This is a genomic window from Enterobacter sichuanensis, from assembly GCF_002939185.1.
GTDB classification, from domain to species: Bacteria; Pseudomonadota; Gammaproteobacteria; order Enterobacterales; family Enterobacteriaceae; genus Enterobacter; species Enterobacter sichuanensis.
Genome location: NZ_POVL01000003.1, coordinates 1 through 15,352, shown reverse-complemented (window position 1 = coordinate 15,352; position 15,352 = coordinate 1). Strand labels below are relative to the sequence as shown.

15 protein-coding genes and 1 pseudogene are annotated in these 15,352 nt (G+C 52.5%); 9 read left to right on the top strand and 7 right to left on the bottom strand.

Features of this window, described 5'->3' with window-relative positions; all coding sequences use genetic code 11:
- Positions 1-19: 19 nt before the first annotated feature.
- The 4 genes from ptsI to cysZ all read right to left on the bottom strand — a co-directional run bounded on the left by ptsI (position 20) and on the right by cysZ (position 4,263).
- Positions 20-1,747 (bottom strand): phosphoenolpyruvate-protein phosphotransferase PtsI, encoded by a 1,728-nt coding sequence (gene ptsI / locus C5687_RS02230; RefSeq protein ID WP_008501604.1) that lies wholly within the window; start codon positions 1,745-1,747, stop codon positions 20-22.
- 44 nt (positions 1,748-1,791) lie between these two features.
- Positions 1,792-2,049 carry a phosphocarrier protein Hpr gene (gene ptsH / locus C5687_RS02225; protein ID WP_000487600.1) on the bottom strand — a complete coding sequence of 86 codons (258 nt, stop codon included), beginning with the start codon at positions 2,047-2,049 and terminating at the stop codon, positions 1,792-1,794.
- A 317-nt stretch (positions 2,050-2,366) separates the two neighbouring features.
- The gene (gene cysK, locus C5687_RS02210; RefSeq protein WP_104556330.1) at positions 2,367-3,338 is read right to left on the bottom strand and encodes a cysteine synthase A; all 972 of its coding nucleotides are present in this window, start codon (positions 3,336-3,338) and stop codon (positions 2,367-2,369) included.
- 163 nt (positions 3,339-3,501) lie between these two features.
- Positions 3,502-4,263 (bottom strand): sulfate transporter CysZ, encoded by a 762-nt coding sequence (gene cysZ / locus C5687_RS02205; RefSeq protein ID WP_095451904.1) that lies wholly within the window; start codon positions 4,261-4,263, stop codon positions 3,502-3,504.
- A gap of 230 nt (positions 4,264-4,493) precedes the next feature.
- Between cysZ and zipA the strand changes: the two genes are divergently transcribed.
- The 3 genes from zipA to C5687_RS02190 all read left to right on the top strand — a co-directional run bounded on the left by zipA (position 4,494) and on the right by C5687_RS02190 (position 7,752).
- Positions 4,494-5,450 (top strand): cell division protein ZipA, encoded by a 957-nt coding sequence (gene zipA, locus C5687_RS02200; protein ID WP_104556329.1) that lies wholly within the window; start codon positions 4,494-4,496, stop codon positions 5,448-5,450.
- A 69-nt stretch (positions 5,451-5,519) separates the two neighbouring features.
- On the top strand, positions 5,520-7,535 hold the full coding sequence (ligA, locus tag C5687_RS02195) for an NAD-dependent DNA ligase LigA (protein WP_094918422.1): 2,016 nt from the start codon (positions 5,520-5,522) through the stop codon (positions 7,533-7,535).
- A gap of 1 nt (position 7,536) precedes the next feature.
- Complete coding sequence (locus C5687_RS02190; protein ID WP_104556328.1) at positions 7,537-7,752, top strand: DUF3820 family protein; 216 nt, start codon at positions 7,537-7,539, stop codon at positions 7,750-7,752.
- On the opposite strand, the gene C5687_RS02185 is transcribed toward C5687_RS02190, so the two are convergent.
- The gene (locus C5687_RS02185; RefSeq protein ID WP_059385483.1) at positions 7,749-8,744 is read right to left on the bottom strand and encodes a bile acid:sodium symporter family protein; all 996 of its coding nucleotides are present in this window, start codon (positions 8,742-8,744) and stop codon (positions 7,749-7,751) included. The genes C5687_RS02190 and C5687_RS02185 overlap by 4 nt on opposite strands.
- An 89-nt stretch (positions 8,745-8,833) precedes the next feature.
- Here C5687_RS02185 and C5687_RS02180 point away from each other — a divergent pair, with 89 nt between their 5' ends.
- The gene (locus C5687_RS02180) at positions 8,834-9,769 is read left to right on the top strand and encodes a LysR family transcriptional regulator (protein WP_095451902.1); all 936 of its coding nucleotides are present in this window, start codon (positions 8,834-8,836) and stop codon (positions 9,767-9,769) included.
- On the opposite strand, the gene C5687_RS02175 is transcribed toward C5687_RS02180, so the two are convergent.
- On the bottom strand, positions 9,766-10,104 hold the full coding sequence (locus tag C5687_RS02175; protein ID WP_025758767.1) for a FlxA-like family protein: 339 nt from the start codon (positions 10,102-10,104) through the stop codon (positions 9,766-9,768). The genes C5687_RS02180 and C5687_RS02175 overlap by 4 nt on opposite strands.
- Before the next feature lie 87 nt (positions 10,105-10,191).
- Between C5687_RS02175 and C5687_RS02170 the strand changes: the two are divergent.
- The 5 genes and pseudogenes from C5687_RS02170 to C5687_RS02150 form a co-directional block, all read left to right on the top strand.
- Positions 10,192-10,407: pseudogene (locus C5687_RS02170) on the top strand (hypothetical protein); the annotation flags it as partial.
- Positions 10,408-10,444: 37 nt separating this feature from the next.
- Complete coding sequence (locus C5687_RS02165; RefSeq protein WP_104556327.1) at positions 10,445-11,212, top strand: LysR family transcriptional regulator; 768 nt, start codon at positions 10,445-10,447, stop codon at positions 11,210-11,212.
- A gap of 194 nt (positions 11,213-11,406) precedes the next feature.
- Entirely contained in the window at positions 11,407-12,834 is a 1,428-nt protein-coding gene (gene pyk / locus C5687_RS02160) for a pyruvate kinase (protein ID WP_104556326.1), read from the top strand.
- Positions 12,835-13,569 (top strand): TSUP family transporter, encoded by a 735-nt coding sequence (locus C5687_RS02155; protein ID WP_104556325.1) that lies wholly within the window; start codon positions 12,835-12,837, stop codon positions 13,567-13,569. It begins immediately after the preceding gene.
- A 5-nt stretch (positions 13,570-13,574) separates the two neighbouring features.
- Complete coding sequence (locus C5687_RS02150; protein WP_045406126.1) at positions 13,575-14,501, top strand: AEC family transporter; 927 nt, start codon at positions 13,575-13,577, stop codon at positions 14,499-14,501.
- Here C5687_RS02150 and C5687_RS02145 read toward each other — a convergent pair.
- Positions 14,425-15,087, bottom strand: coding sequence for an HD domain-containing protein (locus C5687_RS02145; protein WP_104556324.1), 663 nt, complete (start codon positions 15,085-15,087; stop codon positions 14,425-14,427). The two genes, C5687_RS02150 and C5687_RS02145, sit on opposite strands and share 77 nt — an antisense overlap.
- Positions 15,088-15,352: the final 265 nt, after the last annotated feature.

Here is a 15,352-nt window from a genome sequence, read left to right as displayed (position 1 = left end):
TTGGGCCGCATCTCGTGGATTAGCAGATTGTTTTTTCTTCAATGAACTTGTTAACCAGCGTCATTAACTCGTCCGTTGTCGGTTGAGCAAGAGCCTGCTCTGCTAACACCTTCGCATCTTCGAAGTTCGTGTTACGGATAATCTTCTTAATGCGCGGGATGGAAATGGCGCTCATAGAGAATTCGTCCAGACCCATACCCAGCAACAGAAGTGTAGCACGTTCGTCGCCTGCAAGCTCACCACACATGCCAGTCCATTTACCTTCTGCATGAGAAGCATCAATAACTTGCTTGATCAAGTTCAGTACGGACGGTGACATTGGCTGGTAGAGATGTGAAATCATATCATTACCACGGTCAACTGCCAGGGTGTACTGCGTTAAATCATTGGTGCCGATACTAAAGAAATCAACTTCTTTGGCTAAATGACGCGCAATCGTTGCCGCCGCTGGTGTTTCCACCATCACGCCGATCTCAATTGACTCGTCAAACGCTTTACCTTCGTCACGCAGTTCCTGTTTGTAGATTTCGATCTCTTTCTTCAGTGCACGCACTTCTTCAACAGAGATGATCATCGGGAACATAATGCGCAGCTTACCGAAAGCAGAGGCACGCAGGATCGCACGAACCTGATCGCGCAGGATCTCTTTACGATCCATGGCGATACGTACTGCACGCCAGCCCAGGAACGGGTTCTCTTCTTTCGGGAAGTTCATGTACGGCAGCTCTTTGTCGCCACCGATGTCCATGGTACGGACGATAACGGCCTGAGAGCCACAGGCTTCAGCCACCGCTTTGTACGCTGCGAACTGCTCTTCTTCAGTCGGCAGGGCGTCACGGTCCATGAACAGGAATTCAGTACGATAGAGACCTACGCCTTCCGCACCGTTACGCTCAGCGCCATCAACGTCGCGGACGGTACCGATGTTTGCGCACACTTCTACCTGATGGCCATCCAGGGTAATGGCTGGCAGGTCTTTCAGCTTAGCGAGTTCCGCTTTTTCAGTCGCAACCTGCTCCTGAACTGCGCGCAGTTTCTCGATCTCTTCGTTAGTTGGGTTGACGTAAACCAGATTGTTTACGGCATCCAGAATCAGATAGTCACCGTTTTTCACCTGAGAGGTGACGCTACCGGTACCCACGATAGCAGGCAGTTCAAGAGAACGTGCCATGATAGAGGTGTGGGAGGTACGGCCGCCCGCATCGGTGATGAAACCGAGGACCTTTTTCAGGTTCAGCTGTGCGGTTTCAGACGGGGTGAGGTCAGCGGCAACCAGGATCACTTCATCCTGAATCGCGCTCAGGTCGATAATGGCCAGGCCCAGGATGTTGCGCAGCAGGCGCTTACCGATGTCACGTACGTCAGCCGCACGCTCTTTCAGGTATTCATCATCCAGTTCTTCCAGGGCAGTTGCCTGACCTTCGATAACTTCATGGGCAGCCGCGTCGGCCGTCATGCCTTTATCTTTAATCAGGGCTATGATTTCCTGCTCCAGCTCCTCATCTTCGAGCAGCATGATGTGCCCTTCGAAGATGGCTTCTTTTTCTTCACCGAAAGTTTCGCCAGCTTTAGTTTTGATTGCTTCCAGTTGCGCAGATGCCTTGGCACGACCGCTCAGAAAACGTTCAACTTCCTGATCAACCTTGTCGGCAGAAATTTTTTTCCGGTCGATGACGATCTCGTCTTCTTTCAGCAGCAGTGCTTTGCCGAAAGCGATACCCGGGGATGCTAAAATGCCTGAAATCATAACCCTACCTTACTTGTGACTGATATTTAAAAGAACCCGGAAACTTACTCGAGCTCAGCCATCAGTTTTACCAGATGCTCAACTGCTTTCTGCTCGTCTTCACCTTCCGCAGAGATGGTGACTACGGTGCCCTGAGTCAGGCCCAGAGTCTGCAGTTTGAACAGGCTTTTTGCGCTGGCGCTTTTGCCGTTGGAAGTCACAGTGATTTCAGAAGTGAAGCCTTTCGCTTCTTTAACAAACTGAGCAGCAGGGCGGGTGTGCAGACCGTTCGGAGCGGTAATGGTAACTTCTTGCTGGAACATTGTATTTCCCCAACTTATAGGTTTAGTGTTGTGGAACTAAAGTCTAGCCTGGCGACTGAACTTTAGCCTGTATTGTTAGCGCTGACGTTTCGATCGTCATTAAACATTATGCAGCGAAAGCAAGACTTGAACCAAATCATAAAATCGATTCAGCAAGGCTATTTCGTTCACTGATTAATTTCACGCATCAAAATAATTGCTGGTTTAAATACCAGACCCTACGGGGTGAAGCAATGCCAGGAGGGGTAAAAGTTTGAAGCAGGCCACAAAAAAGCACCTGAAAAGGTGCTTTTTTACGCGTTATTAACATGCTGGCATTACTGTTGCAGCTCTTTTTCCGTGAAGAGATCGGCAAACAGTGCGGTGCTCAAGTAACGCTCACCCGAAGAAGGAAGGATAACCACAATATTCTTGTTGGTAAAGGCTTCGTCTTCCTGAAGTTTGAGCGCTGCCGCAACGGCCGCACCGGAAGAGATACCCGCCAGAATGCCTTCTTCATCCATCAGGCGACGCGCGGTAGAGATGGCTTCTTCGTTAGTGATGGTCACCACTTTATCAATAAGCTTCAGATCCAGGTTGCCCGGAATGAAACCTGCGCCAATACCCTGGATTTTGTGCGGGCCTGGTTTAAGCTCTTCGCCCGCCAGCGCCTGGGTGATAACCGGGGAGTCAGTGGGTTCAACCGCAACGGTGATCAGGTCTTTTTTACCTTTTGTGCCTTTAATGTAGCGCGACACGCCAGTCAGCGTACCGCCGGTACCCACGCCGGAGATAAAGACATCAATCTGGCCGTCAGTGTCTTCCCAGATTTCCGGGCCGGTAGTCTTTTCGTGAATTTCAGGGTTAGCCGGGTTGCTGAACTGCTGAAGCAGCAGGTATTTCGCCGGATCGCTCGCCACGATCTCTTCGGCTTTCTGAATGGCACCTTTCATGCCTTTCGCGCCTTCGGTCAGGACCAGGTTCGCGCCCAGCGCTTTGAGCAGCTTGCGACGTTCAATGCTCATGGTTTCTGGCATGGTCAGCGTCAGCTTATAGCCACGCGCCGCCGCCACATAGGCCAGTGCGATACCGGTGTTGCCGCTGGTCGGTTCTACCAGCTCAACGCCAGGCTTCAGTACGCCACGTTTTTCAGCATCCCAAATCATGTTTGCACCGATACGGCATTTTACGCTGAAGCTCGGGTTACGTGATTCGACCTTCGCCAGAATGCGTCCATTACCGATACGGTTCAGTCGAACCAGGGGCGTATGACCGATAGTCAGCGAGTTGTCTTCATAAATCTTACTCATGGCCTGTCCTTAACTGTATGAAATTGGGATACCGACCCAGCATACCTGTTGAGCAGGTAGGGGGAAGTAAGGAATTCGCATATCTATATACTGCAAGGAAATAATGGGGATCAGTATGGAATAAGGGGCGGCATAAGCCACCCCTGCTTTACACATTTTTGCATTATTTCCATAACGCGTGCTTAGCACGGTAGCAGTCCACCCACATCGCCGTCGCGCCACATACCGCCACCGGCATAATGAACAAATTGAGGAAGGGGATCATCGTGAACAGGCTGGTCAGGGCGCCGAACTGCATATTGGCGACCTTCTGGGTGCGCAGGGCGGTGCGCATCTCTTTAAACGGTACTTTGTGGTTATCGAACGGGTAATCGCAGTACTGAATAGCCAACATCCAGGCGCTGAAGAGGAACCACAGCACCGGCGCCACCGTCTGGCCAATGCCGGGCACAAAATAGAGGATAAGCAGCACAATCGCCCGGGGCAGGTACCAGACAAATTTCTGCCACTCGCGCTTCATGATACGGGGAAGATCTTTCATGATCCCCAGTATGCCGGTATCCGGTGGCGTCGCTCCGGTCAGGCGTGCTTCCAGCTGTTCCGCCAGCAGGCCGTTAAACGGGGCAGCTATCCAGTTCGCAATCGTTGAGAAGAAGTACCCAAACACCAGCAGCACGGAGATCACCGCCACCGGCCAGAGCAGGTAGTTAAGCCACTGCAGCCAGTCTGGCACATGGCTCATCAGCGACGGGATCCAGCTCTCCAGCTTTGTGAACAGCCACCAGAACGCGCCGCCCATCAGAATAATGTTGATCAGCAGCGGCAGAATGACGAAGCGTCGAATACCCGGCAGGGAGACCAGTTTCCAGCCCTGAGAAAAATACCAGACACCGCTGCGCGGGGGAGAAGAAGATGTTGAAACCATAACCAGGCTGTACTCCTTTTTTCACAACCAGTGGAATTGCTCGCCTATATTATCCACTTACGGACCAATGACCAGTTCGGAAATGTTCGAAAAACCAGCAAAAAGCACGATTTCCTTCATCTTTATGCTGCGAATGCTCTGCACGCACTTGCACTTGACGTAAACGGCAAATACTCTTAGTGAGTAAATGTTTGCCGTGGTGGCAAGGTGTTAGAACAACAGAGAATATAATGATGCAGGATTTGCGTCTGATATTAATCATTGTTGGCGCGATCGCCATAATCGCTTTACTGGTACATGGTTTCTGGACCAGCCGTAAAGAGCGTTCCTCTATGTTTCGCGATCGCCCACTGAAGCGCATGAAGTCCAGTCGTGACGACGATGACAGTGAAGATGACATCGATGGCATCGACGACGACGGCGTGGGTGAAGTTCGTGTTCATCGGGTCAATACTGCGCCCGGCGCGGCTCATGGGGAGCATGAAGCCCCCCGTCCAGCGCAGCACCAGTATCAACCGCCGTATGCTTCTGCTCAGCCGCGCCAGCACGCGCCGCAGCCGGTAGAAGAGCCGGTGCGCCAGCCGCCGCAACAGCCTGTCCATCAGCAGCCTGCTGCACCGCAGCCGGTTCAACAGCAGCCTGCACAGCCGGTACAACAGCCGCAACAGCCTGTTCATGTGCAGCCTGCGCCGCAGCCTGCCCCGGCCCCGCACGTTGAGCCTGAGCCCGTTGCAGAGCCTGAACCGGTTGTTGAAAAACCGCAGCGTAAAGAAGCGGTGATCATCATGAACGTGGCCGCACATCAGGGCAGCCATCTCAACGGTGATGTGCTGCTTAACAGTATTCAACAGGCAGGTTTCAAGTTTGGTGATATGAATATTTTCCATCGCCATCTGAGTCCTGACGGTAGCGGCCCGGCGCTGTTCAGCCTGGCCAATATGGTCAATCCTGGCACGTTTGATCCGGAAATGACCGGTGATTTCGTGACCCCGGGCGTCACTATCTTTATGCAGGTGCCGTCCTACGGTGATGAACTGCAAAACTTTAAGCTGATGCTGCAGTCCGCTCAGCATATCGCCGACGAAGTCGGTGGTGTGGTACTCGACGATCAGCGTCGCATGATGACGCCGCAGAAACTGCGCGAGTATCAGGACCGCATCCGCGAAGTGAAGGAAGCCAACGCGTAATCGTCGCGTTTACTTCAACTCCTCCTCAACCCCCGCATGTCGGGGTTTTTTTCTCATTGATGGTGTGATATGGACTCAATCGAACAACAACTCACTGAACTGCGAACCACGCTTCGCCATCATGAATATCTCTATCATGTTATGGACGCGCCGGAAGTCCCGGATGCCGAGTACGACCGCCTGATGCGCGAGCTGCGTGAATTAGAGGCGCAGCACCCGGAACTTATCACCCCAGATTCCCCCACCCAGCGAGTTGGCGCCGAGCCGCTGGGGGCATTCAGCCAGGTACGTCATGAAGTACCGATGCTGTCGCTGGATAACGTCTTCGATGAAGAGAGCTTCCTGGCGTTTAACAAGCGCGTGCAGGATCGCCTGAAAAGCAACGACTCTCTGACCTGGTGCTGTGAGCTGAAGCTGGATGGCCTGGCAGTCAGCCTTCTCTACGAAAACGGCGTACTGGTGCGTGCCGCGACCCGAGGGGATGGCACCACGGGGGAAGACATTACCACCAACGTGCGCACCATTCGCGCGATCCCGCTGAAGCTGCAGGGTGACAACATTCCAGCGCGTCTGGAAGTACGTGGCGAAGTGTTCCTCCCGCAGGCGGGCTTCGAGAAAATCAACGAGGAAGCGCGCCGCACCGGCGGGAAGGTGTTTGCAAACCCGCGTAATGCGGCGGCAGGCTCTCTGCGTCAGCTGGATCCGCGCATCACCGCGAAGCGACCGCTTACTTTCTTCTGCTACGGTGTCGGTATTCTGGAAGGCGGCGAGCTGCCGGATACGCATCTCGGCCGTCTGCTGCAGTTTAAGGCCTGGGGGCTGCCGGTAAGCAACCGCGTCCAGCTTTGCGACTCACCGGAGGCGGTGCTTGCGTTCTATCACAAGGTTGAAGAGGACCGTCCGACACTCGGTTTCGACATTGATGGTGTGGTCATTAAGGTAAACTCGCTGGCGCTGCAGGAGCAGCTGGGCTTTGTGGCGCGTGCGCCGCGCTGGGCGGTGGCGTTTAAGTTCCCGGCCCAGGAGCAGATGACCTTTGTGCGCGACGTGGAGTTCCAGGTAGGACGGACGGGCGCCATCACCCCTGTCGCGCGTCTGGAGCCTGTGCAGGTTGCGGGGGTACTGGTGAGTAACGCCACGCTGCATAATGCCGATGAGATCGAACGCCTTGGTCTGCGTATCGGTGACAAAGTGGTGATCCGCCGCGCGGGCGATGTGATTCCGCAGGTGGTTAACGTCGTTGAGTCAGAACGTCCTGACGATACGCGCGAAGTTATCTTCCCGACCCATTGCCCGGTGTGTGGCTCTGACGTTGAGCGTGTGGAAGGTGAAGCGGTGGCACGCTGCACGGGCGGTTTAATCTGTGGCGCGCAGCGTAAAGAGTCACTGAAGCACTTTGTCTCCCGTCGGGCGATGGACGTCGACGGCATGGGCGACAAGATTATCGACCAGCTGGTTGAGAAAGAGTATGTCCATACCCCCGCGGATCTCTTCAAACTGACCGCGGGCAAGCTGACAGGTCTTGACCGCATGGGGCCAAAGTCAGCTCAGAACGTGGTTAACGCGCTGGAAGCGGCTAAAGAGACCACCTTCGCCCGTTTCCTTTATGCGCTCGGCATTCGTGAAGTGGGTGAAGCGACGGCAGCAGGGCTGGCGGCGTATTTTGGTACGCTGGAGGCGCTGGAAAACGCGAGCATCGACGAACTGCAGAAAGTTCCGGATGTCGGCATCGTCGTCGCCACGCATGTCTTTAACTTCTTTGCTGAAGAGAGCAACCGCGAGGTCATCGGCAAACTGCTGGCCGAGGGCATCAAATGGCCTGCGCCGGTCGTCGTCAACGCCGAAGAGATCGACAGCCCGTTCGCCGGTAAAACGGTGGTGCTGACCGGCAGCCTGAGCCAGCTATCCCGTGATGATGCAAAGGCACGTCTGGTCGCGCTGGGAGCTAAAGTGGCGGGCAGCGTGTCGAAGAAAACCGACCTGGTGATCGCCGGGGAAGCCGCCGGTTCCAAGCTGGCAAAAGCCCAGGAGCTGGGGATTGAAGTTATCGACGAAGCGGAAATGATGCGTCTGTTAGGAGAGTAAGGTGGAGAAAGAGCAGCTCGTCGAGATCGCTAATACGGAGATGCCGTTCGGTAAATATAAGGGCCGCAGGCTGATTGACCTGCCGGAGGAGTATCTCCTGTGGTTTGCCCGCAAGGATGAATTCCCGGCCGGGCGACTGGGCAAGCTGATGGCTATCACGTTACTGATCAAAACGGAGGGGCTGACCCAGCTGGTCCAGCCCCTGAAACGTCCTTAAGCCTTCGCGGCGCGGGTCTCTTCCTGCGCCAGTTTTTCCGTCTGGCGCTTATAGCGACGCGCCAGCACCGCGCAGACCATCAGCTGGATCTGATGGAAAATCATCAGCGGTAGCACCATCATCCCAATCACCGAGGTCGGGAACAGAATGTTGGCCATCGGGATACCGTTTGCCAGGCTCTTCTTCGAACCGCAGAAGACAATGGTGATCTCATCCGCTTTGTTGAATCCGCACTTGCGTGCCACAAAGACGTTCACGGCAATCACAATCGCCAGCAGGATGAGGCTGACCACCACGATAAACAGCAGAGAGCCTGCGCCCACCTTGTGCCAGATCCCGTTCACGACCGCTTCACTGAAGGCGGAATAGACCACCAGCAGAATCGACGACTGATCGGTTTTTGAAATCCATTTCTTGTGCTTTGCCACAAACGCGCCGGTCCACGGTCGGGAGAGATGGCCCAGCACAAACGGCAGCAGCAATTGCAGACAGATTTTGCCCACCTGCTCAAGGTTACCTTCCGCGCCGTGCATGTTCATCAGCAGGCCGACCAGCAGTGGGGAGACGAAAATCCCCAGCAGACTGGATGCCGATGCCGAGCAGACGGCGGCCGCTACGTTCCCTCCCGCCAGAGAGGTAAACGCAATGGCGGACTGCACGGTGGCCGGCAAAATACACAGATACAGGAAACCGGTGTAGAGCGCAGGGTCGACATTAACCGGCGCCCACCAGGCAAACAGCACGCCGAGAATCGGGAAAAGAATAAAGGTGCTGCACATCACCCACAGATGCAGTCGCCAGTGGCTCCCGCCGGCGATAATGGCTTCGCGGGAGAGTTTCGCCCCGTGCATAAAGAACAGCAGGGCGATGGCGGCCGTGGTTAGCCCTTCAAAGAACGGGACGAATCCCCCGCGAGCGGGAAAGAAAGAGGCCAGTAATACGGTAACAACCAGGGTAAGCGTAAACGGATCAATAATACGAAATAGTTTCATAATGACTCCTGAAAACAGATGTCGCTATTGTGCTTTTTTCCATTTGAGAAATAAAATTGATTTATTGCATCCATTCATGAACGAAACAGATGAATTACTCCTTACGCCAGCTTCGTATTTTCGTTACCGTCGCGCATGCCCGCAGCTTTAGTCGGGCAGGGGAGATGATTGGCCTGAGCCAGTCGGCGGTCAGCCACAGTGTGAAAGAGCTGGAGAATCAGACCGGCGTGAGGCTGCTTGACCGTACCACGCGCGAGGTTGTCCTGACCGAAGCGGGGCAACAGCTGGCTTTGCGCCTCGAACGGCTGCTGGATGAACTGAACAGCACGCTCAGAGACGTCGGGAGACTGGGGCAGCAGCTTTCGGGTACGGTGCGGGTCGCAGCCAGCCAGACAATTTCTGCACACCTTATCCCGCAATGTATCGCAGAGGGCAACCAGCGTTATCCGGATATCGATTTTGTGTTGCATGACAGGCCGCAGCAGTGGGTGCTGGAAAGCATCCGCCAGGGAGATGTGGATTTCGGTATTGTTATCGATCCCGGCCAGGTGAGCGATCTGACGTGTGAGAGCGTGCTTTCAGAGCCTTTTTTACTGCTCTGTCGGGACGACGATCCGCTGGCAATCTTGCCGGAGGTCAGTTGGCAGCGCCTGCAGGGCGCAAATCTGGTATTACAGGACTATGCCTCGGGCAGCCGTCCGTTGATTGACTCCGCGCTGGTGAATCAGGGCGTAACGGCAACGATCGTACAGGAAATTGGTCACCCGGCGACGCTGTTTCCGATGGTGGAAGCCGGAATCGGGATCAGCGTGTTGCCGGCTCTGGCGCTTCCCCTGCCGCAGGGAAGCCGGCTGGCCGTGAAGCGACTCACGCCCGTTGTGGAGAGAAAGCTGATGCTGGTCCGGCGAAAAAATCGTTCCCTCTCGGGTGCCGCCCAGGCCATCTGGGAAGTGGTGCGTATCCAGGCACAGCGATTAACCGAGGCCCGCATACGCGACCCACTGTTTAACGCATCAGAAGATTAGATGTAGATATCGATCTGATGCGAGTCTGACGGACTGTTCACACCTTCCACTTTGCCGAGCTTTTGATCCTGCTTCTTCTGCGCCTCTTCCGCCTGCTGGCGCTGCAGCGCGGCGAGCTGCGCCTGCAGCACTTTGATCTGGGTCTGAATCAGTTCCTGCTGCTTTTTCTTCTCATCCGTGCTGCCGGGGCTGTTCGCCAGCTCTTTTAACTGCTGAGTCAGCTTTTTGATCTTATCGAGAATGCGGCTGATTTGCGCGGCGATATCGTTACTGCTGGAAGTACCGCTCCCGCCGCTGGTCTGAATAGGTTGGGTTGAAGCCTGAATGGTCGTCATACTTTTTCCTCGCGTTATAAAACAGAGGTATCGGCACCGACGGGATTAGCTTGAGGAAAACTGCCATATCTGGCAGGGAGTTACATTGCGTATGTCGGTTCGGTATTGAGCGGTATAACCGTAGATTATTTCTCGGTGGACGGGGTGAAAGAGTGGCAGACGATCTGGCTGGTGTTTGCAACCTACGCGCTGGCGCTCGCGGTGGTGTTTTATTTCAGTTTTAACTATCGCCATACCTGTAAAAATAGCGAGATGCGTACAGTTGCGCACTCAATTTCCCCTGTGGAGGGTGAAAGGCCTTAAGGCAGGCGCATCAATGTTATCGCCAGGATATGTTTTGATGGAACGCGTCTATCGTACCGATCTCAAGTTGCTGCGCTACTTTCTGGCCGTGGCGGAGGAACTACATTTTGGACGGGCTGCGGCCCGTCTCAATATGTCTCAGCCGCCGCTCAGCTTGCATATTAAAGAACTGGAAAGCCAGCTGGGCACGTTACTGTTCATTCGCCACTCGCGAAGTGTCGCCCTGACACATGCCGGTAAAGTGCTGATGGAAGAGTCGCGCCGGTTGCTCGCCAGCGCAAACCTGGCGTTGGCTCGCGTCGAGCAAATAGGCCGGGGGGAGGCTGGGCGCATTGAGCCGGGGATTTTCGGCACTGCGATGTGGAGCGAGGTGCGCACGGTAATACACGCTTTTTTAAAAGCGCATCCGAATGTAGATGTCGTGTTTCGTGAAAAATCCCCGGTCATGCAGATGGCGCAGCTTGAGCGGCGGGAGCTGGACGTGGGCATCTGGCGAATGGCAACCGAACCCACCGCGGGGTTAACCAGCGTGCGGTTGTATGACGCCGCTTTTCTGGTGGCGATGCCGGAAGATCACCGTCTGGTGAGCGAATCAGCAATTGCGCTCTCAGCATTGCAGGACGAGTATTTTGTCACGATGCCTTCCGCGCATTCTGATTGGGCATTTTTACATCGCGTCTGCCAGCAGGCCGGGTTTTCGCCGCTGATGAAGGAGCGTATACCGGCCGATTTGTATGTGGTGTATGACGAGAAGCAGGCGACGCCTGCGGTGAAGACGTTGATTGCGACGTTGACGGCTGGCTGAGGGGATAAAACGCTTTTTATCTTCTTATTGAAAATATGTATAAGAAATCCCTAATTATGGAAATGTTGAAATTACAGGTTCGGATCATCATAAAATTGCTGTAATAATTATTAGGCATATTAAATAGTTTAATATCATTAACTGAATTGTCATAAAACTGTCATAAAGAGCTTTTCTTATACAAGGAGTTATTTATGGCAGGTTCACGCGTTATCGCTACTATCGGCCCGGCTTCAGACAATACTGACACGTTACTCAAATTACGCAAAGCAGGCATGTCCGTTGCTCGATTAAATGGTTCTCATAATACCCCCGAATGGCATGCAGAAACGGTTAAGCTTCTGCGTAACACCGTTCCTGATGTTCCTGTACTGCTGGATATTCCTGGAAGGAAAATTCGGACACTCCAGTTGGCTCATGAACCTTCGTTCAAAAGTGGCGATACAATAATACTGACAACAGATACCCGCCATGACGGTACAGAAAAAGTTCCCGTCGGATTTGATCGGCTTCATGAGAAATTATCCGTCGGCGACGGCGTTTTCGCAGATGACGGAACGCTTTCATTTGTTGTTGACAACATTCAGGGAAGAGATATTTATTTGCGGGCTGATATGGATGGCAAATTAAGGAGTCGTAAGGGAATAAATGTTCCTGGTATCGACCTTGGGCAGTCTTTGGTAACAGATAAAGATCGAGCAATGATTGAATTTGCTAAATCAATCGGTGTTGATTATATCGGAATCAGTTTTGTTGAAAGCCGGGAGCATATTGAAACCATTCGTGATCTGATTGCTGCACCCGTTCCGCGTATCGTGGCAAAAGTAGAAAACCGTGGGGGGATTACTCATCTTGCTGAAATTGTAGATTCGGCAGATGTGATTATGATTGACCGTGGCGATCTTGCCGTTGAAACATCCATTGATCATGTGGCCCTTTATCAGAAAAAAATCCTCCGTGAAGCGGCTCGCGCAGGTAAGCCCACCATTGTTGCGACTGAAATGCTCCACAGCATGATTGAAAATCCTTTACCAACAAAAGCGGAAGTCAGCGATATCACTAATGCTATATTGGATGGCGCTTCAGCTGTTATGCTTTCCGGTGAAACGGCTGTGGGTCGCTATCCGGTTGAGGCTGTTGATCGGATCAGTCGTATTGCGACACTCGCGGCTACGGGGCGCCACTCACCTTATCATACCGTCAAAGAGCCAACAGACAGCGATCTCAGACATACCATTCGTGCGCTTGCAAAGGCTTTACCGCTGACTCGCCTGGTCGTCCTTTCCCGTACGGGTTACGCCGTGCGCATTGCTGCTATGTCTGATGCCGGATTGCCTGTATTAGCCATAGGAACACATCCAGAATTGACACGTAGCTGGAATCTACTTCCGAATGTGACCAGCGTGTATATTAAAAACGAGGATGAAATATCACTACAGGGCGAAGATCAACTTTTGAGAAAATTAACCCATAGTGGATATCTTCTTGAAGATGATTATGTCGTGATTATCTCTGCTCAACAGGACAGTAATAGCCTTAATGGAAATGTAATTCACACTCTTAATGTAAAAGCCTGGCTTCAGCATCAGTTGATAAAACGCAATGAAGCAGAGGTGGCATAAATGGAACACGAATATCTCTTCTTGCCTGTTATTATGCTGTTTTCAGTGGTTCAATCTATCTTTGGCATGGGTATTCTGGTCTTTGGGACACCAGCACTTCTCCTGCTAGGGTATGATTTTTCGTCTGTCCTGGGCCTGCTTTTGCCTTCATCGGTCCTGATTTCATTGACTCAGTTATATACTGGTCGTGGATGGCGTGTAGACAGGAAAGAAATTTTAAATATGGCCTTGTGTGCGGCTGCTGTGATTATCTTTCTGAGTGTCATTATTACTTCAGGTGGAAAGTTTAATTTTGACTTCATTATTGGTCTGGTACTCATATTTTCTGCAGTAGTGAGATTGAGTACAAATTTTAGACAGTTTATCAGTGCCAGGCTTATTAAATATCAGCGCCTTTATGTGCTAGTGATGGGGGCTTTGCATGGGGTAGCAAATATGGGTGGGGCATTATTGGCTCTCTATGCCTCAACCATTCAAAACGAAAAGACAGCCATACGCGCAGAAGTCTCACGCTATTATCTGATGTTTGGCATAATACAATTGCTTACGCTTACTATCCTGAAACCACATTCTCTGAGTCTCTCCGGCTTTATGGCCGCACCATTTGCACTATTTGTTTACTGGGGAGTAGGGAACGTACTTTTCCGTCGCGCTAGCCCATCCGTATATGAAGGTCTGCTGACAGCCTTTATTGCGGTATATGGTATTCTGGTGCTAACGAAGGGATATATCTGACGACCATGATTACGACTCTGCTCGCTCTTATTCCTGTCATGTTTCTGATTGCCCTGGGCTATATGCTGCGCTCGCGCAATTTTATTGATATGCAATTTTGGTTGCCCTGTGAGAAGCTCAATTACTTTTGGCTGTTCCCTGCGCTAATGTTCTCCCAGGTTGCCTCGGCTGACCTGGGGGAATTTCCGGTCAAGCCTATCGCATGGTCTATCCTTGGGGCAGTGCTGCTGGCAGCTCTGTCTCTTTGGATCTGGCGGGGATTAAGCAGACAGTCAGGTCCTGTATTTTCCTCTGTCATTCAGGGAGCATTACGGCCGAATACCTATATTGGGGTGGCGGCAGCGGCAGCAACCTATGGCACTACCGGGTTGGCAGTCACGTCGATTAGTATCGCTGTAGCGATTCCTCTTTTGAATGTGGCATCCATTATTGTACTGATGTATTACGGTCAGGGTTCGAAACCCGCGCAGGCACAAATCATCAGGGCGCTGGTACGTAACCCTGTCATAATTTCGGTGCTTGCTGGGCTGCTTTTTAATGTCGCGAGTTTGCATTTACCGCAGATTGTATCCGACATTTTGCATATTCTGGGAGGTGCTTCTCTGCCTCTGGGGCTACTGGCTGTAGGTGCCGGGCTGGATCTGAAAGCGGCCCGTGCTTCTCACGGTGCCGTGTTGCAGTCGACAATCGTTAAGCTTCTTTTTGTTCCTCTGGTGACACTACTCATTGGTATATGGTCAGGAATAAGTGGTCCTGTACTGGCAACTGTCGTACTCTTCAACGCTCTTCCTTGTACTCCCTCTGCCTACATCATGTCCAAACTGCTTGGTGGAGATTACCGCCTCTCAGCAGGCATTATTTCTGTTCAGACGGTACTGGCTGCGGTAACGATTCCGGCAATTCTTTTTCTGACCACGTTGTCACCGAGCTGAGTGGCGTGTGCTGTTCATACTGCGCCCAGCTCTCTACGAACCATGCATCGCTTCCCTGCTGCTGACACAGCAGGGCAAGTCCTTCATCGCATAGCGCGCGGGCTTGTGCATACAGGATTTGATCTCCGGCTGTGAGGACACTGAGCAACCTTTTCATCTCTAAAATATATTCGCAGGCAAAAATCGGGTCGCGCGCCACAACATCTCTTGCATTATCTATAAGATCGCATAACTTTATCGTTTGTGCTCCGGCATTTGCCCGCGCGCTGTGAATGAGATTGGCATTCTTGCGGTCAATACGAGAGCCTCCCGTTCGCCGGGGCCTGACATCCGTCAGCATTTCAACATATTGTCCGACCTCCACGCCGAACAACGAATCGATGGTTTCCAGTGTAACTCCCGTATCCTCAACGACATCATGGAGCCATGCCGCTGCGATCATTTCTTCGGTTGGATTTATGCTTTGTAGTAATTTGACGACGGATGCAGGGTGGACAATATAAGGTTCGCCTGTGAACTTACGTTTTTGACCGGCTTTACGATGAGCCTGGGTTGCAAAGCGTCTGGCACGTTCGCTGAGTTTCATTGTTTTTTCACCTAAATCGTTATTTTATATTGCCTTTTTTGCGTCTTTTCCAGACCGAAATGTTATATCTTATCCTTCATTTAATTAAGACGTCTGCCAGACGAGAAAAACGCATAATTTTTAAAGGAATACGGTTTTCCGCTCGCCCTTCGGGCCGTCGCCGAAAACGGCTCCTGTGCCTCACTACGTTCGGCTCGAACCTGCAACAGGTTCGAATCGTATATATCGCAGAAAGCAAAAAAGCGCCTTTAGGGCGCTTTTTTAC

Excerpts from the sequence above, each read along its gene's own strand:
- cysK (WP_104556330.1), bottom strand. The coding sequence starts at position 3,338 with ATGAGTAAGATTTATGAAGACAACTCGCTGACTATCGGTCATACGCCC.
- C5687_RS02185 (WP_059385483.1), bottom strand. The coding sequence starts at position 8,744 with ATGAAACTATTTCGTATTATTGATCCGTTTACGCTTACCCTGGTTGTT.
- C5687_RS02150 (WP_045406126.1), top strand. The coding sequence starts at position 13,575 with ATGATTACGACTCTGCTCGCTCTTATTCCTGTCATGTTTCTGATTGCC.
- C5687_RS02155 (WP_104556325.1), top strand. The coding sequence starts at position 12,835 with ATGGAACACGAATATCTCTTCTTGCCTGTTATTATGCTGTTTTCAGTG.
- C5687_RS02145 (WP_104556324.1), bottom strand. The coding sequence starts at position 15,087 with ATGAAACTCAGCGAACGTGCCAGACGCTTTGCAACCCAGGCTCATCGT.
- C5687_RS02175 (WP_025758767.1), bottom strand. The coding sequence starts at position 10,104 with ATGACGACCATTCAGGCTTCAACCCAACCTATTCAGACCAGCGGCGGG.
- ligA (WP_094918422.1), top strand. The coding sequence starts at position 5,520 with ATGGACTCAATCGAACAACAACTCACTGAACTGCGAACCACGCTTCGC.
- ptsH (WP_000487600.1), bottom strand. The coding sequence starts at position 2,049 with ATGTTCCAGCAAGAAGTTACCATTACCGCTCCGAACGGTCTGCACACC.
- C5687_RS02180 (WP_095451902.1), top strand. The coding sequence starts at position 8,834 with ATGAATTACTCCTTACGCCAGCTTCGTATTTTCGTTACCGTCGCGCAT.
- pyk (WP_104556326.1), top strand. The coding sequence starts at position 11,407 with ATGGCAGGTTCACGCGTTATCGCTACTATCGGCCCGGCTTCAGACAAT.
- cysZ (WP_095451904.1), bottom strand. The coding sequence starts at position 4,263 with ATGGTTTCAACATCTTCTTCTCCCCCGCGCAGCGGTGTCTGGTATTTT.
- C5687_RS02165 (WP_104556327.1), top strand. The coding sequence starts at position 10,445 with ATGGAACGCGTCTATCGTACCGATCTCAAGTTGCTGCGCTACTTTCTG.
- zipA (WP_104556329.1), top strand. The coding sequence starts at position 4,494 with ATGATGCAGGATTTGCGTCTGATATTAATCATTGTTGGCGCGATCGCC.
- ptsI (WP_008501604.1), bottom strand. The coding sequence starts at position 1,747 with ATGATTTCAGGCATTTTAGCATCCCCGGGTATCGCTTTCGGCAAAGCA.